The 23,765-nt window shown below is 71.4% G+C and carries 22 protein-coding genes; 12 read left to right on the forward strand and 10 right to left on the reverse strand.

The genetic code is table 11. From position 1 onward, the window contains the following. The first annotated feature begins 29 nt into the window (after nucleotides 1-29). Nucleotides 30-791 carry a hypothetical protein gene (locus SFY69_06525; protein ID MDX2131687.1) on the forward strand — a complete coding sequence of 254 codons (762 nt, stop codon included), beginning with the start codon at nucleotides 30-32 and terminating at the stop codon, nucleotides 789-791. Between the two features lie 52 nt (nucleotides 792-843). On the opposite strand, the gene SFY69_06530 is transcribed toward SFY69_06525, so the two are convergent. Together SFY69_06530 and SFY69_06535 are read right to left on the reverse strand one after the other, a co-directional pair. Next, nucleotides 844-1,755 (reverse strand): ABC transporter permease, encoded by a 912-nt coding sequence (locus SFY69_06530; GenBank protein MDX2131688.1) that lies wholly within the window; start codon nucleotides 1,753-1,755, stop codon nucleotides 844-846. 123 nt (nucleotides 1,756-1,878) lie between these two features. After that, the gene (locus SFY69_06535) at nucleotides 1,879-2,751 is read right to left on the reverse strand and encodes an OmpA family protein (protein MDX2131689.1); all 873 of its coding nucleotides are present in this window, start codon (nucleotides 2,749-2,751) and stop codon (nucleotides 1,879-1,881) included. Between the two features lie 149 nt (nucleotides 2,752-2,900). Between SFY69_06535 and SFY69_06540 the strand changes: the two genes are divergently transcribed. The 7 genes from SFY69_06540 to SFY69_06570 all read left to right on the forward strand — a co-directional run bounded on the left by SFY69_06540 (nucleotide 2,901) and on the right by SFY69_06570 (nucleotide 12,447). Next, complete coding sequence (locus SFY69_06540) at nucleotides 2,901-4,241, forward strand: amidohydrolase family protein (protein MDX2131690.1); 1,341 nt, start codon at nucleotides 2,901-2,903, stop codon at nucleotides 4,239-4,241. Nucleotides 4,242-4,313: 72 nt separating this feature from the next. Continuing rightward, nucleotides 4,314-6,881, forward strand: a complete 2,568-nt coding sequence (locus SFY69_06545; protein MDX2131691.1) for a hypothetical protein — start codon at nucleotides 4,314-4,316, stop codon at nucleotides 6,879-6,881. Further along, nucleotides 6,878-8,704: a cytochrome c biogenesis protein CcsA gene (gene ccsA / locus SFY69_06550; GenBank protein MDX2131692.1), complete on the forward strand. Its 1,827-nt coding sequence runs from the start codon at nucleotides 6,878-6,880 to the stop codon at nucleotides 8,702-8,704. The genes SFY69_06545 and ccsA overlap by 4 nt, the downstream gene beginning before the upstream one ends. Then, nucleotides 8,701-9,339: a DNA-3-methyladenine glycosylase gene (locus tag SFY69_06555; protein MDX2131693.1), complete on the forward strand. Its 639-nt coding sequence runs from the start codon at nucleotides 8,701-8,703 to the stop codon at nucleotides 9,337-9,339. Before ccsA ends, SFY69_06555 begins: the two co-directional genes overlap by 4 nt. 50 nt (nucleotides 9,340-9,389) lie before the next feature. Beyond that, entirely contained in the window at nucleotides 9,390-9,773 is a 384-nt protein-coding gene (locus SFY69_06560; GenBank protein ID MDX2131694.1) for a hypothetical protein, read from the forward strand. Nucleotides 9,774-9,819: 46 nt separating this feature from the next. After that, a complete protein-coding gene (locus tag SFY69_06565) occupies nucleotides 9,820-11,439 on the forward strand; it encodes an AI-2E family transporter (protein ID MDX2131695.1) in 1,620 nt (539 codons plus the stop codon). Between the two features lie 204 nt (nucleotides 11,440-11,643). Continuing rightward, complete coding sequence (locus SFY69_06570) at nucleotides 11,644-12,447, forward strand: methyltransferase domain-containing protein (GenBank protein ID MDX2131696.1); 804 nt, start codon at nucleotides 11,644-11,646, stop codon at nucleotides 12,445-12,447. Here SFY69_06570 and ffh read toward each other — a convergent pair. Then, entirely contained in the window at nucleotides 12,431-13,954 is a 1,524-nt protein-coding gene (ffh, locus tag SFY69_06575) for a signal recognition particle protein (protein MDX2131697.1), read from the reverse strand. The genes SFY69_06570 and ffh overlap by 17 nt on opposite strands. Nucleotides 13,955-14,101: 147 nt before the next feature. Between ffh and SFY69_06580 the strand changes: the two genes are divergently transcribed. From SFY69_06580 to floA, 4 genes are all read left to right on the forward strand, one after another. After that, complete coding sequence (locus tag SFY69_06580) at nucleotides 14,102-14,668, forward strand: NUDIX domain-containing protein (GenBank protein MDX2131698.1); 567 nt, start codon at nucleotides 14,102-14,104, stop codon at nucleotides 14,666-14,668. Between the two features lie 50 nt (nucleotides 14,669-14,718). Further along, nucleotides 14,719-16,536 (forward strand): NfeD family protein, encoded by a 1,818-nt coding sequence (locus SFY69_06585; GenBank protein MDX2131699.1) that lies wholly within the window; start codon nucleotides 14,719-14,721, stop codon nucleotides 16,534-16,536. Nucleotides 16,537-16,569: 33 nt separating this feature from the next. Further along, nucleotides 16,570-17,070, forward strand: coding sequence for an NfeD family protein (locus SFY69_06590; protein MDX2131700.1), 501 nt, complete (start codon nucleotides 16,570-16,572; stop codon nucleotides 17,068-17,070). 91 nt (nucleotides 17,071-17,161) lie between these two features. After that, complete coding sequence (floA, locus tag SFY69_06595; protein ID MDX2131701.1) at nucleotides 17,162-18,214, forward strand: flotillin-like protein FloA; 1,053 nt, start codon at nucleotides 17,162-17,164, stop codon at nucleotides 18,212-18,214. A gap of 47 nt (nucleotides 18,215-18,261) precedes the next feature. On the opposite strand, the gene SFY69_06600 is transcribed toward floA, so the two are convergent. From SFY69_06600 to SFY69_06630, 7 genes are read right to left on the reverse strand one after another with little or no spacing between them, the layout of a single operon-like run. After that, nucleotides 18,262-18,894 (reverse strand): hypothetical protein, encoded by a 633-nt coding sequence (locus SFY69_06600; protein ID MDX2131702.1) that lies wholly within the window; start codon nucleotides 18,892-18,894, stop codon nucleotides 18,262-18,264. Then, nucleotides 18,891-20,399 carry a hypothetical protein gene (locus SFY69_06605; protein MDX2131703.1) on the reverse strand — a complete coding sequence of 503 codons (1,509 nt, stop codon included), beginning with the start codon at nucleotides 20,397-20,399 and terminating at the stop codon, nucleotides 18,891-18,893. The genes SFY69_06600 and SFY69_06605 overlap by 4 nt, the downstream gene beginning before the upstream one ends. A 35-nt stretch (nucleotides 20,400-20,434) precedes the next feature. Next, nucleotides 20,435-21,508, reverse strand: coding sequence for a chemotaxis response regulator protein-glutamate methylesterase (locus tag SFY69_06610; protein ID MDX2131704.1), 1,074 nt, complete (start codon nucleotides 21,506-21,508; stop codon nucleotides 20,435-20,437). 17 nt (nucleotides 21,509-21,525) lie between these two features. Continuing rightward, nucleotides 21,526-21,996, reverse strand: a complete 471-nt coding sequence (locus tag SFY69_06615) for a chemotaxis protein CheX (GenBank protein ID MDX2131705.1) — start codon at nucleotides 21,994-21,996, stop codon at nucleotides 21,526-21,528. Further along, nucleotides 21,993-22,376, reverse strand: coding sequence for a response regulator (locus SFY69_06620; GenBank protein ID MDX2131706.1), 384 nt, complete (start codon nucleotides 22,374-22,376; stop codon nucleotides 21,993-21,995). The genes SFY69_06615 and SFY69_06620 overlap by 4 nt, the downstream gene beginning before the upstream one ends. Continuing rightward, a complete protein-coding gene (locus SFY69_06625) occupies nucleotides 22,373-23,230 on the reverse strand; it encodes an HDOD domain-containing protein (GenBank protein ID MDX2131707.1) in 858 nt (285 codons plus the stop codon). The genes SFY69_06620 and SFY69_06625 overlap by 4 nt, the downstream gene beginning before the upstream one ends. After that, a complete protein-coding gene (locus tag SFY69_06630; GenBank protein ID MDX2131708.1) occupies nucleotides 23,227-23,754 on the reverse strand; it encodes a chemotaxis protein CheD in 528 nt (175 codons plus the stop codon). Before SFY69_06630 ends, SFY69_06625 begins: the two co-directional genes overlap by 4 nt. Nucleotides 23,755-23,765 lie beyond the last annotated feature (11 nt).

Genomic DNA, 23,765 nt, shown 5'->3' on the forward strand with positions numbered 1-23,765 from the left:
CGGCCCGGCCGCCACCGATTTCGCTCGCGATGGAACGCTCCAGACTCATCGCCCTCGTCCTCGCCGCGACCAGCGGGGTGGCCGCCGTCGCGTGCGCGGTCGGGGTGGCGCGCGCGGTCGCGGACTTCCACAAGCGCAACCCGCGCGAGGTCTTCGCGTTCAAGAAGATCGAGAAGCGCGAGTTCACGTTCTCCGGGCGTCCGGTCTCGCTGACGGACGACCGTTCGAACCCGGACCAGGCCTACCTCGTCGTGACGTACGGCGACACGCAGGAGCGCCTGCGCGTGACGGTGCCGGGCGACTGGCGCCTGCCCGATCTGCTGCCGCACAAGGACTGGCTGCGGGTGCTGGTCTTCGCGCCCGCGAGCGGGCTCTCGACCGAGGCGTTCCTCGACGAGTTCGACCGCGTGCCCGACAACTACCGCCTGGTGATCGTCACGCGCACGCCCCGCGCGGGGGTCGATCCCGAGACGTGGGGTGCCGCGTGGAAGCGCGACTGGGTGTTCGACTTCTACGAGTTCGACCGCGGGGGCGGGTTCGTTCGTGAGCGGCTGAACTACCCGAAGCGCGGCGGGATCCGCGAGCCTCGTCCCGGCGAGCTGCGCGAGAACACGTGGCAGTTCCAGGCGGCGTTGCAGCTCATGCCGCAGGCGGGGGGCGTCGGCCCGACGCGCAACTTCTTCGGCGATGCGCTGTCGGCCGCGGGGTGGCTGCTGCCCGGGGCGGCGTTCGCGGGGGCGATCTTCACGTTCTCGACGGCGTTCGTGTTCGCGCCCCGACGACGCGCGTGAAGGGAGCGAGACCGGCGAGGCGCGAAAAGCGAGACAGGGCAAGAGCGAGCGTCTAGCGGAAGACGGAGTCCACGCCGCCCCGGATGAGGAAATCGAGGTCGTTCAGCAGCTTCACGAGCACGAGGCTCATGACGATGATGGTGATGAAGCTGGTGACGAAGGAATCGGTGGTGGCCTCGCCGACGCCCTCGGCGCCGGGCTTGCACGAGAAGCCCTTCCAGCAGGCGACGAGCCCGATGCCCGCGCCGTAAAAGAGGCTCTTGACGAGCCCGCTGAGCACGTCGAACCAGTGCACGAACTGCTCGGAGTAGCGCCAGTACAGGAGCTGGTCGGAGTCATAGAAGCGCGTGAGGATGAGGTAGCCCCCGAGCACGCCGCAGAGGTTCGAGAGCACGGTCAGCGCGGGGATGACGAGCACGCAGGCGAGCAGGCGCGGCACGACGAGCACGCGGACGGGGTCGCTGCCCATGGCGCGCATGGCGTCGAGCTGCTCGGTGACGCGCATGGTGCCGAGTTCGGCGGTGAGCGAGCAGCCGACGCGTCCGGCGAGCATGACGGCGGCGAGCACCGGGCCGATCTGCTTGACGAGCGAGAGGTTGATGACCCCGCCCAGGCGCGATTCCTGTCCGATGGTCTGGAACTGGCGGTAGCCCTCGAAGGCGAGGATCATCCCGATGAACGCGCCGGTGATGGCGAGCACCGGGAGCGAGGTGGTGCCGACGAGGTACAACTGGCGGGGCAGTCGGTCGCGCCGGCCCCACGAGCGCGCGTCGAAGATGCCCAGGAACGTCCCCGCCGCGAAGCGCGTGAACCGCCCGAACCCGATCACACGGTCGACCAGGTCGTGCCCGAGCGCCACCAGCAGCGTGAGCGGCGTGACGAGCCCGGACAGCATCGCGGACCACAGCCCCGCGGGCGGCGAGGTCGCGTCGGAAGGCGGGGCGGGCGTGGGGGGCGTGCTCATCGGAGGGTCGCCAAGCGTAGACGGTGCGCTGGGGGGCTCGGAAAAAGAAAGGCCGCCCCGGTGTGGGACGGCCTGCGTGGCGTGCGTGGTGCGGACCGGTCGGGGGAGCGCCGCGAGCCGCGATCACTTCGTGAGGTCGATCGCCGGCCCGCTCGGGGTGGTCGGGGTCGGGGTGGGCGCCGGTTCGGCGGATTCCGTCGAGCGGCGCGAGCCGGTGGAGCGGACGAGGAAGATCTCGACGCGCCGGTTCTGCGGGGTGTTGCCGCTGGCGGTGTTCGGTACGGCGGGGCGATGCTCGCCCCATCCGGCGGCCATCATGCGGTCGGACGCGACGCCCAGCTTGCCGAGTTCATCGATGACGGCGATCGAGCGGTGGGCCGAGAGGCGGCGGTTGGTGCGGTGCTCGCGGAGGGTCGCGGGGTTGGCGATGCGCTGGCTGTCGGTGTGCCCCTCGATGATGACGTCGTAGGCGCTGGCCGACGCGCTGTTGAGGATCTGCGCGAGCGCGCCCAGGGCCTGGCGGGCGTTCTCCTTGACGGCGTCGGAGCCGGAGTCGAACGTGAGGTCCGAGGCGAAGCGGAGCATGCCGCGAGCGGGGTCGTAGCGGATGAGGTCCGGGTACTGGGCCGCGAGGGCGGCGAGGGCCTGGTCGGTCTCGGCGTCGACGGGCCCGAAGTCGAAGGCGGCGATGCGCTGTTCGAGCGTGCGGTAGTCGGCGAGGGCCTGCTCGAGCTGGCGGCGGAGTTCGTCGTTCTGGCGCTGCAGGTCGGAGAGGGTGCCGGCGTTGCTGCCGACGCTGCGGCGCATGAGCTCGATCTGGGCGCGTGCCTCGTCGCGCTCGCGGGTCAGTTCGGCGTTGCGCCGGGTGAGGCTGCTGTTGGTCTCGTACAGCTTGTCGTACTGGCCCTGGCCGATGCAGCCGGTGAGCAGGGCGGCGCTGGCGAGCATGCCGAGCACCAGGATCAGTTGAACGCCACGCCTCTGGGACGTTGCCATCGTCGTACACTCCTTCGCGAACGGCGCCGCGCGGCGCCGGGGCCTGCCAACGGCGAGCCCGTCCGCGCCGATCGTAGCCGACGGCGCGAGAGCGGGACCTCTTCCATCGTCCGTCCCGGCGCCGGGGCATGAGTTCGGGGGCACCCCACGTGACGCGTCGCACAGCCCTGCGCATCGACGGCGCGTGCGTCGCCGACGCGGAACGGGCCTATTCGCCCGGGTCCCTGCTGCTCGAACTGACCGACGAGACCCCGCCGGTGCAAGGCGCGATCCACGCCCGGGCGCGGGTGCTCGCGGTCGGGGGGCCCGAGGACGTGGCCGCCGACGCCCGGGGCGCGGGCGCCCGGGTTCTCGACATGCGGTCGCACGCGGTGCTACCGGCGTTCGTGAACGCCCACACGCACCTGGACCTGACGTGCGTGGGCCCGCGGGCCTACGACCCCGCCCTGGGGTTCGGCGGGTTCGTGGAGGTCGTCCGGGCCGCCCGGCCAACGTCGGCGGAGGCGATCGCCGCCAGCGTGCGTGCGGGGGTTGAGGCGTCGATCCGGGGCGGGGTGGCGATCGTCGGCGATATCTGCGGCGCGGTGGGCGGGCGGGCGTCGGCCCACGCGTTCGAGGCGCTGCGCGATTCGCCGCTGTGGGGCGTGGGGTTTCTCGAGTTCTTTGCGGTGGGGGGCTCCACCCCGCGGGCGTTCGCGGCGCTGCGCGAGGCGCTGGAGCGCGCGGAAGCGGGGGGGCGAACAGGAACACGTGTGCGGCCCGGCGTGCAGCCCCACGCGCCGTACTCGGTGGGGATCGAGGGATACGCGAGCGCGTGGGACATCTGCCGCGAGCGGGGATTGGCCTTCGCGACGCACCTCGCGGAGACGCTCGAGGAGCGGGAGTTCGTGGAACTGGGCCGCGGCCCGCGCCGGGCATTCCTGGAGCAGATCGGGCTGTGGGACGAGCACGCCGCCCGCGAAGTCGGGCACGGACGCTCGCCCATTGCGCACGTGGCCCGCGCGCTGGGGGGCTGGTCGCCGGGCGATCCTCCGCGTGTGGCGGCCCACGTGAACGACCTCGGGGACGACCTCGGCACGCTTGCGGCGGCGAAGTTCGCGGTCGTGTATTGCCCGCGGGCGAGCGCGTACTTCGGCGCCGAGCGCGTCATGGGCGCGCATCGGTACCGGGAAATGCTGGCCGCCGGAATCCCGGTGGCGCTGGGGACCGACTCGGTGATCAACCTACCGGAGGATGCGAGGCCGCTGGTGCTGGGCGTGCTCGACGAAGCGCGGCGTCTGTTCTCGCGCGACGCGGTCGATGCACAGACGTTGCTGCGGATGGCAACCGTGCACGGGTGCGCGGCGTTGGGCATCTCGACGGCGCACGCGTTGCTGGGCCCGGGGTGCGAGCCGGCGGGAATCGTCGGTGTGCCCGTCGGTCCGAGCGCGGGTTTGTCTGGGGTCTTTGCGGGTTCGGAACCGCCGGCGATGCTGGTGCTCGGGAAATAGTACTGTCTGACTAGAATCGGCGTCCGATCGGAACGGGTGCGCTCGGTGTCCGGGCGCGGTGAAACACACGACATGAGCGTCAAGTGGCGAGTGAACAAGGCGTGGGAAGATGCGCACCTGACGGGGGCGTGGCTGCCGCTGAAGTGGGTGCTGCGTGCGTTCAGCAGCGTGACGCTGGCGGTGGTGCTGCTGACGTTTGTGATGTTGTACGGCGTGACCGCGAGCGTGCCGGTCGGGGTGCTGGCGTTGGCGCCGACGTACGTGGTGTACGGGCTGACGCTGCTGGCGGTGGCGGTGGTCGTTGTCGGCGGGTCGCTGCTGGGCGTGCGGACAGCGCTGCGGGGCGACGCGCGCCGGGTAGGGCGTGTGGCCGCGATGCTGGGCGTGGTGGTGCTGATGACGCCGCTGGCGGTGTGGGCGTGGCACGCGTGGCTGTGGCCCGTGCTTCGGTACGACCCGATCGCGGGGACGGGCGTGCGGCTGTTCGCGGGGTTCGTGCGTGAGACGTCGAGCACGACGCTGCGCCGCCTGCCGGGCGTCGAGATGAGCGAGTTGGAGTTCTACGCGTGGTGGCCCCTGCGGCTGGCGCTGCTGCTGTTCGTGGTGAACCTGGTGGTGGCGACGATCCGCCGGATCGAGTTCAACTTCAAGAACGTGGGCGTGCTGACGGTGCACACGGGGATCGTGACCATCGCGCTGGGGAGTGTGTACTACAGCGGGCTGAAGCTCGAGGGCGACACGCTGCTGCTGGCGGGTCGGGCCGGGCCCGACGGGCGACCGGGCGTGGGGCCGGCGCAGGACCGGTTCTTCGACAACACCCGGGTGGCGCTGTTCGTGGACCAGGGGTGGGGGCTGGAACAGCGCTTGCTGGAGGGCGTGCCGCGGTACAACCACTACGGGCTGGAGCAGGTCGGCGGACGGCCTGGGGAGGCGTCGGCGCTGGAGGCGGCGCTGTATCGCCGGCCATGGGCGGAGGTGCGGTCGAGAGATCTGTCGCTGCCCGTGCCCGGAACGCCGGTGGGAGAGGGCGACGAGGGGTTCCGGCTGCGGATCGTGGGGTATGCGCCGTACGCGGAGCCGGCGGAGGACTGGGTGCGCGCGGGCGCCACGGAGGGCCCGGGCGAGCCGGTGCGCATCGTGCACCTCTACAGCGCGCTGCCCGATCCTGAGACGGGCAAGGCGCCCGACGGGCCGATCTTCGGATTCGTGCTGACGCCCCAGAAGCCCGCGGGACGCATCTCCGACAACGGCGTGTTCGGGATCGAGTACACGCGCGGGGCCGATGAAGGGATGTCGCCCGCGCGGTGGCGCGATCTGTCGGAGGCACTGCCCGAGGGCACGTCGCACGCGCTGGCGCTCGACCTGCCCGGGGGCGAGCGGGTGGTGCGGGCGGTGAAGCCCGGCGACGAGGTGTCGGTGGGCGGGTTCGTGGTGGCGGTGCGCGACCTGCTGCCCGAGCCGCCTTTCCCGATCATCACGCAGGGGTACCAGGGCGCGACGAGTTCGGTGGCGGTGCTGCGTGTGACGACGCCCGGCGGCGAGTCGTTCGACCGGTACGTGTACCACCGGTTTCCGGCGATCGACCAGGACGTGCTGGGGGCGAAGGACGACGGGCGTCCGATCCGGCGCGACGCGGACCCTTCGATCCGCATCGGGCTGATCGAGTGCGACCGGCTGCAGGTGTACATCGACGACGCGCCGGGCGGCGTGACGCGGGCGATTGTGCGCCAGCCGGGCGGGGCGGTGCGGGTGGTCGAAGACGCGGGGGCCGAGGGGTGGCTGCGGGAGATCGTGCCGCAGGTCAGCCTGCGCGTGGCGGCGAGGTGGGACGACGGGGTGCGGGTGGAGCGGCCCGCGCCGGTGCCGCCCGAGCGTCAGGACAAGCGATTCGTCGGCACGCACGACCAGGCGATGCTGGGCGTCGAGGTGACGGTGCCGGGGGGGGCGGGCGCCGGCCCGGCGTTCCGGCGCGTGGTGTGGGTGCCTTTCTCGAAGTACGTGGGCGTGGCGGCGGGGACGGAGCGGCCCGTGTTGCTGCCCGACGGGCGCACGGTGCGACTGTCGTTCGGGCGTCTGCAGCACCGGCTGCCGGGGTTCGTGATCCGCCTGGTGGACTTCGAGATGGTGTCGTACGACCATCGCGGCGCGCCGCGAGACTACCGGTCGGTGGTGAGGGTGTCGCCGGTCGACGGGGCGGAGTTCGAGGAGTACGAGCACGTCACGAAGCTGAACGAACCGCTGCGGGCGCCGTTCCGGTGGGACGAGTCGCGCGGGCTGGCGGCGAACATCGCGGGGCGGATCGGGGCGGGGCTGTCGCCCGGGCAGTTCAAGCTGAGCCAGGCGGGGTGGGACGAAGCGGGGTGGGAGCGGACGCAGAAGCAGGCCGACGCGGGGGCGATCCCGCGCGCGTACGCGTCGTTCACGATCCTGGGCGTGGGGAACAACCCGGGCATTCACGTGATCGCGCTGGGCGGCGTGCTCATGGGGCTGGGCATCCCGTGGGCGTTCTATCTGAAGCCTTATCTCGTGCGGCGGGAGCGCGACCGGCTGAAGCGCGCGGTGCTCGCGACTCGGCCGGGCGCGGGCGGCGAACCGATGAGTGTGCCGGCGAACGCGGCGGCGGAAACGGGGCGGCCATGACACGAGTGCTGTCGGTGCTGGCGGGGGTGCTGGTGGTGCTGGGCGGGTGGGCGCGCGCGGGCGCGCAGACAGCCCCGGACGGGAACGCGCACCCGCCCACGCAGGGCGTGAACGCGGGGGGCGCCGCGGTCGGGCACCCGTTCGGGAGGCCGTCGGCCGATGACGTGCCGACGCGTGACGAGAAGTGGGCGTTCGCGGAGCAGGTGGACGTTGGCGCGCTGCGCGACCTGGCGGTGTTTCACAACGGACGCGTGAAGATCATCGACACGCTGGCGCGCGAGACGGTGCGGTCGATCACGGGTCGGGCGACGTACCGCGAGGACTATCGGAACGAGCGGAGCGGCGAGACGACCGACGGGCTGGGCGGGCCGGTGAAGATCATCTCGCGGACGTACGACCCGGTGTTCACGCTGTTCGACCTGACGATCGACCCGGCGTACTACCTGGACAAGCCGCTGATCGGGGTGGACTACCTGCCGCTGCGTCGCGAACTGGTGGAGATGGCGTACCCGGACGACGCGGACGCGCGGGAGCGCTGGCTGAAGCTGGGGCGCGTGACGCCCCGGGTGGTCGAGTCGTTCCTGGGCGAGCTGTCGCGCCGGCACATGGGCGAAGACGCGTGGCGGCGCGCGCAGGACCGCGTGGACCGGTCGGTGGGCTGGTTCATCGGCGGACGCTCGAACTTCGAACTGGTGGCGCCGGAGCGGCGCGACCTGGCGTGGATGCACATCGCGTCGCTCGACGACACGCACCCGGCGCGGGCGGCGGCGCTGGAACTGGGGGCGGCCTGGCGGGCGCGCGACGCGGGGCGCGTGAACGAGGCCATCGCGCGCCTCGCGGCGGAACTGCCCCGGATCAACGCGGAGGTCTACCCGCAGGGGCGTCGGACGCTCGAGCGCACGTACAACCGGGTAAACGCGTTCGAGTGGGGCTTCTGGGCGTACTTCGTGGCGCTGGTGTCGCTCGTGCTGGCCTTCGGCACGGGGCGCGTGTGGCCGGCGCGGATCGGCACGGGCATGCTGGTGCTCGGGCTTGGGCTGCACGCCTTCGGGTTCGTGGCGCGCTGCATGATCGCCGAACGGTTCGCGATCCAGAACCAGTTCGAGTCGATGACCGGCCTCAGCCTCTTCGGCGTGATTGTCGGCGGGGGCATCATGCTCGCACGCCGCGCGTACCTCTTCGGGGCGGCGGCGGCGGCGGTGGGGTTCATGGTGCTCGTCACCGCGACGCAGGCGAAGATCCCCGGGGTCTCGATCGAGCGCGAGGCCGCGATCCTGAACACGAGCGTGCTGCTCAAGTACCACGTCACCACGGTGCTCTCGTCGTACGCGCTCATCGCGCTGGGGTTCGTGGTGAGCATCTTCTACCTCGCGACGCACTACCTGGGGGCGCTGCGGAGCGCCCCGGCGGCGGGCGGCGGCGGGGCAGGCACGCCCGCGCTCGCGGGGCTCGACGGAGAAGGCGCCGCCCTGGCCCTGGGCGCCACGGACGTGCGGACGCCCACGCGCGAGCGTGTGCTGGGCGACCTCGACTCGGCGCAGATGATCGTGCTGCAACTGGCGTTCTGGACGCTTGGCGTGGGGATCCTGCTGGGCGCGTGGTGGGCCGACCACTCGTGGGGGCGGTGGTGGGCGTTTGACCCGAAGGAGACGTGGGCGCTCATCACGTGGATCATCTACCTCATCGTGATCCACGTGCGGATCGGGTTCCCGCGCGGGAAGGGCCTCACGACGGCGTGGCTGAGCGTGATCGGGTTCATCATCATGCTCTGGACGTACTTCGGGGTGAACCTCATGCTGCCCGGGCTGCACGCGTACGCATGAGCGGGCCCACGCGGCTGGATCGGTCGTTCTTCGCGACGCAGGCCGACACGCTGGCGCCGCGCCTCATCGGGTGCGTGCTCGCGCGGCGCGAGCCCGGGGGCCGGGTGCTGCGCGGGCGGATCGTGGAGGTCGAGGCGTACCTGGGCGCGAAGGATCGCGCGAGCCACGCGTACGCCGGGCGGCGGACGCCTCGCAACGAGGCGATGTACATGCGCGAGGGAACGCTGTACGTGTACTTTACGTACGGCATGCACCATTGCCTGAACGTGGTGTGCGCCGAAGAGGGCGTGGCGCAGGCGGTTCTCGTGCGGGCGCTGGAGGCGGTGGACGGGCTGGAGGTGATGCGGGCGCGCCGCGCGCGGGCGGGACGGGTGCCGGCGGACGAGGCGCTGTGCCGCGGACCGGGCAACGTGTGCAAGGCGCTTGGGGTGGATCTTGCCCAGAATCGCGCGGACCTGTGCGATGGGGGCGTGGTGTGGCTGGAGGCTGGGGCGGGCGGGCGGCTGGGCGTGAGCGCGCGGATCGGGGTGTCGTCGGCGGGGGCGTGGGCCCGGCGGCGGCTGCGGTGGTTCGAGCGTGAAAACCGGTGTGTGAGCGGGACGGGAGCGTTGTCCGGGCGTCGCCGCCGGACATAGAGTTGTCCCCCGAACCGGCTGGCGGGTGCTAGGGATGGGAGGATTCGTTCGTGAGCGAGCAACAGCCTGGGAACCAAGGACTTGACGCCCTGGGGAGCGTGTATCCCCCGCAGGCGTTCCAGTTCATCCGCGACGGGCTGGCGCACACCGTGAAGACGGTGCACGGCTCGGGCGAGGGCGACGACGAGCGGCGGCACGTGACGGGACAGCAGTTGTGCCTGGGGCTGAAGGACTACGCGATCCGGCAGTACGGGCTGCTGGCGCGGACAGTTTTGCGGAGCTGGAACATCCACGGCACGGAGGACTTCGGCAAGATCGTGTTCGCGATGATCGAGGCCGACCTCATGCGCAAGAGCGACGAGGACACCTTCGACGATTTCCGGCGGGTCTACGACTTTGACGAGGCGTTCGGGGAGTTCACCTTCAGCGGGTGAGGCGGGCCGAATTGCGTCGGGCCGCGCGTCCCCCTAGATTCTGCGGATGCCGCGCGAACAGGACGACTGGAAGAACCTTCATCTCTGGCAGATCCAGCCCGTGCGGGACGGGCTGGTGTTCGCTGGCGTGTTCGGCATCGTGTACCTCGGGTACGTGCTGCGCGTGGTGACGGTGCCGATCCTGCTGGCGCTGGCGCTGGCGTACTTGTTCGAGCCTCTGGTCGGATGGCTGGCACGCCGGGGCTCGGTGCGGCGGCCCGTGTCGGCGGCGGCGATCATCGTGCTGGCGGCGGTGGTGATCGTCGTGCCGGCGGTGGCCGGGCTGGTGGCGGGGGGCGTGCAGGCGTCGCAGGCGGCGCGGTCCATTGCCGGCAAGGTCGATCTCGTGTATCGATCGACGCAGCACCCGGAAGACACGGCGCTGCTCACGGCCCTGTACGCGCCGGCCGAGCGCGCCAAGCCGTCCGGCGAGCGCGTGTCGAACGCGTGGGTTGATCTCCGCAACTGGCTGGTGGAGCAGGAGCGGCGTGCGGGGCTCGAGCGGCAGATCAGTGGCTCGAACAGCACTGCCGACCCCGAACAACGCAAGACGCCGGACGGTGAGGGCACGCCGGGCGACAAGCAGCCGGACGACAAGCCGCCGGGCGATGCGCCGGGCGGCACGCGCCCGGATGGCACCCGCGCAGAACCAGCGGACGGGGCCTCGGGCGACGCGGAGCGCCGGCGCGAGCCTGTGGTCGAGGGCGGTGCCCCGGGCGAACCCGCAGCCGACGCGCCGCCGGGTGACGCGGGCGAACCACCAGAGAAACCAAAGCCGGAACTGACAAACCCCGGGGCGCCGGCGACCGGCGGGAGCATCGTCGAATCAGCGGTAGCGGAACTGCTGCCCCCGGAGGCGGCGTACGCGGCGGCGCAGTGGCTCATCCGCTGGATGAAGGCGAATGTCGAGGCGATCGGGCAGCACGCGCTCGAGGCGGGCGGGGGCGCGGTGGGCGCGGTGGGCGGTGCGGTCGGGTGGCTCGGGCGCGTGGCATTCGGCGGGTTCCTGACGGCGTTCTTCTTCTACTTCTTCGTCGTGGGGTACGACCACGTGCTGCGCTTCGGGCGCGAACTGGTGCCCAAGACCAACCGCGGGCGCGTGCTCGACCTGGTGCACCAGATGGACCGGGTGATCGCCGGGTTCATCCGCGGGCGCCTGACGATCGCGACGATCCTGACGCTGTATTACATCATCGGGTACTGGATCATCGGCGTGCCGGCGTTCCTGATTTTGGGGATCGTGGTGGGAGTGCTGACGCTGGTGCCGTACGCCGCGGGAATCGGGATCCCCGCGGCGATACTGCTGCTGTGGCTGAGCGCGCAGGACGGGGTGCAGGGGACGTGGTGGTGGATTCTGGGCGCGCCGATGGTGGTGCACTCGCTGCAGCAGTTGCTGGACGACTACTTCCTGACGCCGCGGATCCAGGGGAAGAGCACGAACATGGACACGCCGACGATCCTCTTCGCGTCGATCGCGGGGGGCGTGCTGGCGGGGTTTTATGGATTGTTGCTGGCGATCCCCGTGGCGGCGTGCATCAAGATCCTGCTGAAGGAGGTCTTCTGGCCGCGCTTCAAGGCGTGGAGCGAAGGCCGCGCGAGCGATTTCCTGCCGATCGGGAAGGAGTGACGCCCGGGAACCGAAGCACCGCGGGCGCGAGAACCCGGCTGGATCCGCGGCGGATTGTGCCGGGCGCTTCGCGGCGTTCACCGGCCGTACTGTCGGGCGTTGCGGAGTGCGAGCCGGCGGTTGCGCCGTGGGGCACCAGTGACCCCACGGTGCGCCCGGCATGACCACATCGACTCTGACCCCCGTCGTTCTTACGTGCCCGCTGTGCGAAGAGCCAGCCCCGATGCGCCGGTGTTCCGCACGCACCGGGAATGGACGCTGCGGCGTTGCCCGCGCTGCGCGGCGGTCTTCCTCGAGAACCCCGCGACGAGCGACGAACTCGGCGGCGACATGCGGTGGTCCGACACCTACACGCGTGAACGCACGCGACGCGACACCCGCCCGCTCGGCATGCGAAGGCTGCGGGCCGGGCTCCGCACGTTTCAGCAAGCCGTGCGGCGGAACAAGCTGGCGGCCCTGGTCCGTGCGTTCCTGCCCCGCGGCGGGATCCTGATCGATGTCGGCTGCGGGCGCGGGAATCAGTTGGCCATGCTCCCGGCCTCGATCGTTCCCATCGGGGTGGAGATCGACCCCGAAGGCGCCGATCAGGCCGAGGCCGCCTTTGCGCCGCGCGGCGGGCGGGTCATCCGCGCCGATGCCCTGACAGCGCTCGGCGCGCTCGAACGGTCGTCTCTCGACGGTGCCGTCCTGATGTCGTACCTGGAGCACGAAGCCCAGCCGATGGCCACGCTCCGCCTGCTGCGCCGAGCGCTCCGGCCCGGGGCGCCGGTGTTCATCAAGGTGCCGAACCACGCCTGTGTGAACCGGCAGGTGATGAACGGGCGGTGGAGCGGCTATCGCTACCTCGACCACGTTGTGTGTTACACCCCACGCACGCTGCGGCGGACGCTCGACCGCGCGGGATTCGACGTCCGGCGCTTCGGGATCACGGATCGCATGCCCACCAGCGACAATGTGTGGCTGGTCGCCGCTTCCCGCGCGGAGGCGACGCCTACTTGCGCTTCTTGAAGCGGCTCTTGACGCTCGGGGTGTAGCTGCTGCCCTTCGAGGAGAAGTTGGGCATGCCCTTGAGCCCGGGGATCATGGCGCCGGCGCCGCCGCTGCTGCCCATCTCCTTGACGGCGCGGACGCGGTCGGCGGCGGAGAGGCTGGCCATCTGGCGGGTCATCTTGCTCACCATGTCGAACTGCTTGGTGAGGGCTCCGACGTCGTCGGGCTTGACGCCCGAGCCTTTCGCGATGCGACGGCGGCGTGAGATATCGATGACGCCGGGGGCCGCGCGTTCGTCGCGATTCATCGAGCAGATCATGGCCTCGACGCGGTCGAGCTGCGAGTCTTCGATGTGGACGTCCTTGAGGAGCGAGCCGACGCCCGGGAGCATGCCGAGGAGCTGCTTCATCGGGCCCATGCGGCGCAGGGTCTTGAGCTGCTTGAGGAAGTCGTCCATGCCCATCTGGCCCTTGGCCATCTTGGCCTGGAGTTCTTCGGCCTCCTTCTCGGAGACCTGCTCCTGGGCCTTTTCGACGAGGCTGAGCACGTCGCCCATGCCGAGGATGCGTCCGGCGAATCGCTTGGGGTGGAACTCTTCGAGCGCGTCGATCTTCTCGCCGATGCCGACGAACTTGATGGGCGCGCCGGTGACATGACGCACGGAGAGGGCGGCCCCGCCGCGCGTGTCGCTGTCGAACTTCGTCAGGATGACGCCGTCGACTTCGAGGCGCTGGTGGAAGGCGCGGGCCGAGTTGACGGCGTCCTGGCCGGTCATGGCGTCGACCACGAGGAAGATGTGATGGGGCGGGACCATCTGCTTGACGCGGGCGAGTTCGCCCATGAGCTCGTCGTTGACGTGCAGGCGTCCGGCGGTGTCGAGGATCAGGACGTCCACGCCCTGCTTTTTGGCCTCGTCGAAGGCGCGGCCGGCGACCTGGACGGCGACGCCGACGGCCTTGCCGTACGCGGCGCATTTGTCGGGCTCGCCGTAGAAGAGCACGCGTCCGGTGCCGGGCGATTCGTCGCGGACCTGGTTGGCGAGGATGTGGAGCTGCTCGACGGCGGCGGGTCGCTGGAGGTCGCAGGCGGCGAGCATGACCGACCAGTTGCGCTTCTTGAGGTAGGCGGCGATCTTGCCGCAGGTGGTGGTCTTTCCGGAGCCCTGCAGGCCGCACATCATGACGACGGCGGGCCCGCCGGCGACCTTCATGATGGGGGGCGTGGAGGTGGTGGAGGGGAGGCCCTGGGCGTCTTCCGGGGTGCCGCCGAGCAGTTGGATGAGCCGCTCGTAGACGATGCCGATGATCTCCTGGCCCGGCTTGAGGCTGGCGGTGACGCGTTCGCCGACGGAATCGGCGACGACCTTGTCGCAGAAGTCGTTGACGACGTCGAGGTGGACGTCGGCCTCGAGGAGGCTGGTGCGGACCTCGTTCATGGCGTCGCGCACGTTCTTTTCGGAGATCGTGTCGTTGCCGGAGAAGCGCTTGAACAGGCCGTTGAACGATTCGGTGAGGCGGTCGAGCACGGGGAGATCCTTCGCGAGGCGCGGCGGGCGCGCCGGTAAAGCCACCCGGGCGAAATCGGGGCGGGAGCACGCCGAATGAGGGCCGTGACCGCAGCCGCGGGAGCGTAGGTTGCGCGGGGCGGGTGCGGGTGCGATACGCTCGGGGCCATGGAGTCGAGCGAGGCGAAGAGGTCGAGCGAGGTGACGGGATCGAGCGGGTCGATGCCGTACCGGATCGCGTGCCTGTGCGACCTGCGGGACGATCGCGGGCGGGTTCTGCTGCTGCACCGGGCGAAGGCGCCGAACCTGGGGATGTACTCGCCGATCGGCGGGAAGCTGGACGTGGTGTCGGGCGAGTCGCCCGCGCAGTGTGCGCAGCGGGAGATTCTGGAAGAGGCGGGGGTCGAGGTGCCGGTGGAGCGCCTGCACCTGGTGGGGCTGGTGAGCGAGGCGTCGTACGAGGGGCACGGGCACTGGCTGATGTTCGTGTACCGGGTGCTGGGCGCGGTGCGGGTGGAGGCGCGCGAGATGCGCGAGGGGCGGCTGGACTGGCACGCGATGGAGACGCTGGAGGGTCTGGCGGTGCCGGAGTCGGACCGCGAGGTGATCTGGCCCCTGATCCGCCGGGCGGAGCCGCGCGGGGCGGGCGGGCGGCCGGGGTTCTTCGCGGTGCACATCGATTGCACGGGGGGCGGGATGCGGTGGGTGGTGGAGCAGGAGACGCCCCCGTCGTAGTCGCGTGCATCCAATAATGTGAATCGGGCGGAACACGCCAGGAGCCCGGCATGAGCGCGCCCAGCGGACAGGTCGACATGATGACGGGAGCGCGGAGGGGTGTGCGCACGGTCGCGCGCCTGGTGATGCTGCTGTGCTCGCTGGCGGCGTTGTGGACGTCGGCGACGGCGCAGGCGCCGGCGGTGGGCGGGGGCGTGCCCAAGGACCGGCAGGCGACGAACATCGCGATCATCACGATCCGGGGCGAGATCGACGCGCAGGGCGTGATGGCCGAGAGCGTGGAGCGCCGCATCCGCCTGGCGGAGCGGGCGGGGGCGGACGCGCTGGTGTTCGAGATCGACACCCCGGGCGGGGCGGTGGACAGCGTGCTGCGGATCTGCACGGCGATCAAGGGGTCGACGGTGCAGAACACGGCGGCGTGGATCAACCGCGACGCGTACTCGGGCGGGGCGATCATCGCGCTGGCGTGCCGGCGGATTCTGGTGAACGACCCCGTGAACTTCGGCGACGCGATGCCGGTGTCGGGCGGCCCGCTGGGGATCGTGCCGCAGGAGATCCCGACGGAACTGCTGAAGAAGGTGCTGACGCCGCTGCTGTCGGACGTGCGGGACTCGGCGCGCCGGCACAACGAGCACTTCGGTGCATACCTGCGCGACGAGTACCTGGTGCAGTCGATCGTCGCGAACGACGTCGAGCTGTGGTACGTGCGCAATCGCGAGACGGGCGTGCGGGTGGCGATCGACCGCGCGGAGTTCGAGCGGCTGTTCCCCGGCGCGGACGCGGGCGGGCCGACGCGTCTGGCGGGCCTGCCCCAGTCCGGCGGCGGGGGCGGCAGCGGGGCGGCGGAGAGCGCGCCCGACACCGGGGTGCCGGCGGGCTCGCGGAAGATGGCGCTGGTGGCGGGGGAGGTCGAGGGGCGTCAGACGATCTCGTCACGCCGCCCGGTGATCAACGGCGCGGACGCGGGGAAGTGGGAACTGCTGGAGAAGGCGACGGACGGGACGGCGCCGGCGATGCTGAAGGCGTCGGACATGATGTTCTTCGGGCTGGCGAACAACGACGTGCTGCCGACGGGCGAGGTCGTGCACATCCGCTCGGACGCCGACGTCATGGCGTACTTCCAGGGGTCGAACCTGCTGCGCCTGGACCGGACGTGGTCGGAGGGGCTCACGCTGTTCCTGACGAACATCGTGGTGCGTGCGGTGCTGGTGATGATCTTCCTGGTGGCGTTGTTCGTGGAGATGACGCACCCGGGAACGTTCGTGCCCGGGCTCATCGCGCTGGCAGCGCTGGTGGCGCTGGTCGCGCCGCCGATGCTCATCGGCATGTCGGGGTGGTGGGCGATCGCGGCGATCGGCATCGGGATCGGGCTGCTGCTGGTCGAGGCGTTCGTCCTGCCCGGGTTCGGCGTGGCGGGCGTGGTCGGGCTGGTGCTGCTGTTCGCGGGGCTGATCGGGACGTTCCTCCCGCGCGGGGAGGGCGGGTTCCCGGGCATCGGCGAGGGCGGACGCCCGGCGATCTACGGCTCGACGGCGGTGCTGCTCGCGACATTTACGGCGGGCGTGGTGATGTACTTCATCGCGAAGAACTTCGGCTCGCTCCCGATCCTCGGGCGGCTGGTGCTCAAGGACCCGGGCACGACCGAGGAGTCCGAGGGCTTCCTGGCGGACGCGTTCCCGCCCTCGCCCGCGGAGGGCGTGAAGGTGGGGGACGAGGGCGTGGCGCTCACGCCCCTGCGCCCGGCCGGGCGGGTTGAGGTGGGGGAGCGCGTGATCGACGCGGTGGCGGAGTTCGGGTTCATCGACGCGGGCTCGCGGGTGCGCATCGTCACGATGGACGGGTTCCGGACCGGGGTGGAGCGGGTGTAGGCCCGCGACGCCGGGCAGGAGAGTGGCCAACCTATGGAAGCGATGCTGGTGTGGGGACTGTCGCTGCTGGGGGCGGCGGTCGTCATCGGGGTGCTGGAGTTCGTGCTGCCCACGGGGGGCGTGCTCGGGGTCATGGCGGCGGTCGTCGCGATCGCGGGCGTGGTGTGCCTGTACCTGGTGGGCCCGGAGTGGGGCGGCATCGGCACGCTCGGGCTGCTCATCCTGGGGCCCGCGGCGGTGTACCTGGGCTTCAAGACCTGGCCCCACACGGCCGTGGGACGCCAGATCATCGGGACCGAGACCGACGAGCAGCGACACACGCGCGAGCAGACCGAGCAGGAGGCCCGCGCGCGGGTGGCGGCGATGATCGGCAAGGAGGGCGTGGTGCTCACCGACCTGCGCCCGGTGGGCACGGTGCAGGTCGACGGGGTGCGGTACGACGCCCTCTCGGACACGATGTTCGTCCGGGCGGGCGCCCGGGTGAAGGTCATCGGGACCGACGTCGCCCAGTTGCGGGTGCGCGAGGTCCGGTAAAGTCGGTCGTCGACGGCTACACTGGGCACGCGCCCGCGGTTTCCCAAGTTTCCGGCGGCGCGGGCGCGCGCGGGGAACTTACGGCATGCAGATGTACACAGCGTCGGCGGCGGCTGCGCCGGTCCTTACTCTCGGAGTGGTAGAGGTGATCCTCACGATCCTCGCGATCGTGGGCATCATCGTGGCGATCATCATCTTCTTCTTCCTGCTGCAGTTCTTCAATCTCTACATCCAGGCGTACACGAGCAACGCCAAGGTCGGCATGTTCGACATGGTGGGGATGAAGCTCCGCAAGGTCGACATCCGCACGGTGGTGATCAACCGCATCCGGGCGGTGAAGGCGGGCATGGACATCCCGACGAACGCGCTCGAGACGCACTACCTGGCGGGCGGGCGGGTGAGCAACGTGGTGACCGCGCTCATCTCGGCGCGCAGCGCGAAGATCGACCTCCCGTGGTCGACGGCGACGGCGATCGACCTCGCGGGGCGCGACATTCTGGAGGCCGTGCACACGAGCGTGAACCCGAAGGTCATCGACTGCCCGGCGTCGGTGGGCCCGCGCGCGACGATCGACGCGGTGGCGAAGGACGGCATCCAGCTCAAGGTGAAGGCCCGCGTGACGGTGCGGACGAACATCGCCCGCCTGGTGGGCGGTGCGACCGAGGAGACGATCATCGCGCGCGTGGGGCAGGGCATCGTCTCGACGATCGGCTCGGCGCACGACCACAAGGCGGTGCTGGAGAACCCCGACGACATCTCCAAGACGGTGATGAAGTCCGGGCTGGACGCAGGGACGGCGTTCGAGATCCTGTCGATCGACATCGCGGACGTGGACGTGGGCGAGAACATCGGTGCGCAGCTGCAGGCGGCGCAGGCCCAGGCGGACAAGAGCCGCTTCCAGGCCGAGGCCGAGAAGCGCCGCGCCATGGCGATGGCGCAGGAGCAGGAGAACAAGGCGAAGATCGAGGAGAACCGGGCGCTGGTGACGCTGGCCGAGGCGGAGATTCCCAAGGCGATCGCCGAGGCGTTCCGCAGCGGGCGGCTGGGCGTGATGGACTACTACCGCTTGCAGAACCTGCAGGCCGACACGGGCATGCGGTCGGCCATCGCGGGCGAGGACTCGGGCCCGCGCGCGAGCGTGTAACGCCGGCGCGGCATGCAGGCGCCGGCGCGTCAGGCAGGCGGCTCCGGTCAGGGGTGGGGCCGCGACTCGTGCCGCTCGGCCGGCGCGTGCAGGGCGGCGTCGAGCAAGGCCGCGATGCGCAGGGCGCGGTAGTCGGGGTCGGTCCAGATCGATACGCCGCGAATCTCGGTGATGCTGGCGCCGCTGGAAGCGGGCGGCACGGCGCCGGTGGGGCGATCGTGCGAGGGCGAGGTGCCCGCGGCGGCGCCGGCGGCGTGACCGGCGGAGAGGTCCGCGCGCCGGTCGTACGCCGCGTCGCCGGTTCCCGGACGCGGGGGCGGCTCGCCGATGAGGAACGTGGTGTCGGCGGGAATGGTCGCGACGAAGCGGCCGTCGGGCCCCATGACGTACGACGACTCGGGGAAGAGCGCGGTGGTCGCTCCGGCGCGGCGGGCGAGCATGCGTCGCGGCTCGGGCGCGAAGAGGCGGGAGGGCGTGTTCACCTCGTAGACCGTCGAGAAGTCCGGCTCGAGGCGGAGGTCGATCGGTTCAAGCCGGAACGAACGCTGCAGCGGGGAGACATCGCCCACGCCCGGATCGAGGCGCGTGGGACGCGCGAACTCCGGCTGCGTGCGGCCCGGCGCCGGCAGGCCGAAGATCGCCCCGGTGACACAGATGAGGATCGCGGCGCGCGGGTTCATGGCGATTGGAAGTCGATGCGGAAGACGAGGGTGATCGTTGCGCCGGGATCCGAAGCGCTCAGGCGATCGAGCTCCTTGCCCGCGGCGCTCCAGCGGTAGAGCGAATCAAGCAGCGGGCGGTCGATGGCCTCGTAGCCGGTGGTGCGTCCTTCGACGAACTCGGCGCGAGTGACGCGCCCCGTGCGGTCGAACGAGAGGCGCACCAGCGGGTTGCGGGGCCTGGCGAAGACGCGGGTGGTGCTGTCGAGGCGCAGATGCGAGGTCCGGATCTGCAGGCCGCGCCGGGCGAGGTTCTTGCCCGGCTGCACCACGATGGGCTCCAGCGCGGCGCGAGCGATGGACTCGTCTTCGGCGACGGCGTCGGCGGCGCGTCCGGGGACCGTGGCGGAGCCCTCGCGCCGGGCCGGGTCGGGCGGGGGCGCGTCGGTGATGCGCACGGGACCGGGAATCGTGTCAGGCTCTGCGAGGTCCAACGCGGGAGCGCGTGGCTCGCGCGCGAGCGGCGAGGGCGGCTGCGGTGCCGGATAGGCCGTCGGAGGGCTGGGGGCCGCGGGCGGAGAAGGGCTCTGCGCGTCGGGCAACGTCGGGGCGGGCGCGGTCAGGGCGGGCGTGGTATCGCGCGTCAGGGCGTCGGGCGCGATGGCTCCATCGGATTCCGCCGGGTCGGGTGCGTTTTCCGGACGTTCGTCGGCCGGCGTGTCGGCGTGATCTTCGGCCGGCGCTTCGACGAGCGGCGTCGCGGGCTCGGCGGGAAGCGGGAGGTCGATCTCGGGTGCCCCGTCGGCCTGTGGCGGGGGCTCGCGCTGCGCGTCGGCCTGCGGCGGGGCCTCGCGTTGCGGGGCGGCCTGCGGCGGCGGCTCGCGTTGCGGGGCGGAATCGCTGGCGGCGAGTTCCGCGGGCTGCGGCGCGGGCGCGGGCTCGAGTTCGGGCGCGGGCTCCGGGGCGGGTTCGGGCTCGGGGGCGGGCTGTGGCGCGGGCGCGGGCTCGAGTTCGGGCGCGGGCTCGGGGGCGGGCTCTGGTTCTGGTGCAGGTTGCGGCTCTGGCTCGGGCTCTGGCTGCGGGTTTGGCTGCGGCGCGGGCTGTGCCGCTGGCGGCGTTACCAGGCCGCCGGGCGCGCGCGTGAATCCTGCCTGATCCATGGACCAGAGCGGAGCACTGCGCGGGGTTTCCTCGAGGAAGCCCTTCCATGCCTGGACCATGGCGTCGGAGTCGTCGATACCGGCCGTCACGATCGGCTCGGGCTCGGGCTCCGGTTCGGGCTTCGGCGTCGGCGCCGGCTCGGGTTTGGGTTCGGGCGGAGGCGCGGGAGCGGGCTCGGAGGGCGCCGGGGGTTCGGGGGATGGTGGTTGCGGCTCCGGGCGTGATTCGAGCGGGAGCAGCGGGGCGAGGCGGGAGAGCGCGCCGTCGCGGGCGGGCGGGCCGCCGTATCGGGCGAGCACGCCCCCGGCAAGGGCGTGAACGCCGATGCTCAAGGCGCTCGCGGCGATGGCGGTGCGGGCGTGCATACGACGGGGAATCGTATGAGGCGCCGCGGGGCGGCTCAGGCCGACGCGCTGCGGGAAGCCCGGAGGGTGCCCGTGGCGAAGTCGACGATGTGCCGGGCGATGTCGGAGAGGGGCGATTCGAACATGGCCGCACCGCGGGCGATGGCCTCTTTGGGCATGCCGAAGACGACGCAGCTCGCCTCGTCCTGGGCGACGGTGACCGCGCCCGCACGGCGCATGGTGAGGAGCCCATCGGCGCCGTCGTCGCCCATGCCGGTGAGGATGATGCCCATGGCGTTGGGCCCGGCGAACTGGGCGACGGATTCGAAGAGGACCTCGACGGAGGGTTTGTGCCTGCGGACGCGCGGGCCGTCGCAGACGCGGACGACGTAGCGAGCGCCGTCGCGCGCGAGTCGCATGTGCCGGTTGCCCGGGGCGAGGAGTGCGACGCCCGGGGTGACCCAGTCGTTGTCTCGTGCCTCGCGGACCTCGATCTCGCAGAGGGTGTTGAGGCGGCTGGCGAACGGGCCGGTGAAGCCTTCGGGCATGTGCTGGGTCATGACGATGCCCGGGCACTGCTTGGGGAGGGCGGTGAGGATGGTGCGGAGCGCCTCGGTGCCGCCGGTGGAGGACCCGATGGCGACGACCTTGTGGGTGGTCTGGATCATGGCGTCCGCGAGGGCGAGGCGGCGTGGGGGCGGGGCGTCGGAGGTCTGGGCGCGTGCGCGGATCTTGGCGCGGGCGGAGCCGCGGATGATGTCGCCGAGCTGGGACGCGAGGTCGCCGATGGAGTAGGACTCGCCGGGCTTGCAGAGGACGTCGATGGCGCCGGCTTCCATGCAGGCCATGGCGGTCTCGCAGCCCTTGGGCGTGATCGAGCTGACGACGATGACGGGGAGCGGGTGGAACTTCATGAGGCGGCGGAGGAACGAGAGCCCGTCGAGCCGGGGCATCTCGAGGTCGAGCGTGATGACGTCCGGGCGGAGGGCGAGGATCTTGTCGCGCGCGACGAAGGGGTCCGGGGCGGCGCCGACGACGGCGATGCCGGGCTGGCGCCCGAGCTCGTCGGTCAGGACGCGCCGGACGATGGACGAGTCATCAACGATCAGCACGCGGACAGGGTCGGGCACGCGCGGTGTCTCCGTGTTCAGGCGGCCTTGGCGGCGTCGGCGGCGTCGGGGATCCAGGTCACGTACAGCGTGTGCCCTTCGCAGTGCAGGGCGCAGGTCGTGGCGCGCGGGCGGCCGGGGAGGCTCGCGGGCGGGACGGTCTGCGGGAGACCCAGCGAGTACGTGGAGTTGGCCCCGCCGAGCGTGGCGACGACCGACCCGCCGACGATGTTCGTGAGTTCGCGGATGGCGTCCTCGCCGCTGGCGTCGAGGTCGATGTCGTCGGGCTCGACACCGAGCAGCCCCGCGGCGAGCCCGCGCAGGAAGCCGTCGGTGGTGCGGAGTTCGACCTGGCCGGCCTGGGGCCCGTGGTAGCGGATGATCGCGGCGCGGGTGGTGCGGGCGAAGGCGGCGGGGTCGGTCTCCGCGGGGTCGGCGAGCATGAACGCGGTGCGCTCGAGCGTCGCGATCGTGAGCTGCGCGAGATCGTCGGCGGTGAGAGTGGTCATTGCTTGACTCCGAGCACTTTGGAGATGAGGCGGCAGAGGTCCTCGGGCTCGAACGGCTTGCGGAGCGACTCGGCCACGCCGAGCTCGCGGAGGCGGTCCAGGCGTTCGCGGTTGGCCTCGGTGCTGACGATCACCACGGTGACGTCGGCGAGGTCCGGGAGCGTGCGGAGCTCGCGCACGAACTGCTCGCCGTCCATCACGGGCATGTTGAGGTCGAGGAGCACGAGGTCGATCCACACCATGTTGAGGATGTCGAGGGCCTCGCGTCCGTTTCCGGCCTCGTGGATGCGGTCTTCCTCGATCCCCGCGAGACGCACCACCTTCTTGATGGCCTTGCGCAGGATCGGCGAGTCGTCGACGATCAGGACGTTGCAGTTCATGCGGGTGCTCCGGGAGCGTGCTGGGCGGAGGCTTCCACTTCACGGACGCCCGCGAACGCGTCGGCCATGGCGAGCTCGACCGTCGGACGGTCCAGGTTCAGGCGTGTGCGGACGTGATCCGCGAGGCGGTAGTGCAGCCCGTCGACCCCCACGCCCAGGCCGGCCCACAGGGCGACCATGTCCGCGGCGTGGACGATGTCAAACAGGGCGTTCTGGCGACGGGGATCCTCGGGCGGGGCGTGGTGGAACGCGATGGCCTCGGCGATGCGTTCGGGCAGGCTCCAGCGCGTCGCGAGCGCGGCGCCGAGCTCGGCGTGGTCGAACCCGTACACCGCGCGCTCCGCGTCGAGGCACGAGCGATCGGGCGTCATGGCCTCGGCGATCCGGCGCGCGTGCTGCTCGCCGTGGGCGGCGTCGAAGGCGAGCTTGCCCACGTCGCGCAGCAGCGCGGCGATGAAGGCGAGGTCGGCGTTGACGCTGGCGGCCCGCCTGGCGAGCCCCTCGGCGGCGTGCGCCCCGCCCACCGCGCCGCGCCAGAGCGCGCCGCGCTGCAGCCCGTACGCGCCGCCGGCGTCGGCGAAGACACCCGCGGCCTGGTGCTCGAGGACGATCTTCTTGAGCAGTTCGGTTCCCAGGCGCGCGATGCCCTCGCGCAGCACGAAGGTGCGGCCCGGGCGCCCGTAGCGCGCGGAGTTGGCGTAGCGGAGGACGGCCATGCTGAGGGCCTCGTCCTGGCGGATGACCTTCTCGAGGGCGGCGACCGTGGACTCGCCGCCGGCGATCATCGAGCCGACGCGCAGCACGGTGGTGGGGAGGGCGGTGAGGCGCCCCACGCGGTCGAGGATGTCGTTCATGCCGCCCATAGCGTGCGCTCCGTTCCCTGGGACTTGGCGATCACGAGCCCGTCGGCGATGCGCAGCGAGAGTGTGCGGCTGTTGGCGCCGCCGGTGTCGTCGGCGGAGAGGAGGATGCTGTTCTTCCAGAAGATCTTGCGGAGCAGCGTGCGGTTGCGGGTGCCGATCTTGAAGTGCCCGTCCTCGCTGAGCGTCTCGGCGCCGCCGGCGGCGCAGACGATGAGCCGCTCCTTCTTGGCGCCGCGCTCGTAGCAGGTGCGGAAGAGGTGGGGGATGCCGGTGTCGCCGAACATGGCGGGGTTCTGCGCCGCCTTGTCCTTGTTGAGGTCTGAGGTCGGCAGCATGAAGTGGAGCAGCCCGCCGACGCGCGCGACCGGGTCGTAGATGGTCACGCCGATGCACGAGCCGAGCGCGAACGTGACGATCGTCGAGGCGGGATCGGCGGAGACCGCCATGTCGGCGACCCCGACGATGAGTTTCTCGTCGGTCGGCGAAGAAGTGGAGCCCGGGGCCAGTCTGGACACGAAGTACTCCC

It is taken from the genome of Planctomycetota bacterium (genome assembly GCA_033763975.1).
Taxonomy (GTDB): Bacteria; Planctomycetota; Phycisphaerae; order Phycisphaerales; family UBA1924; genus RI-211.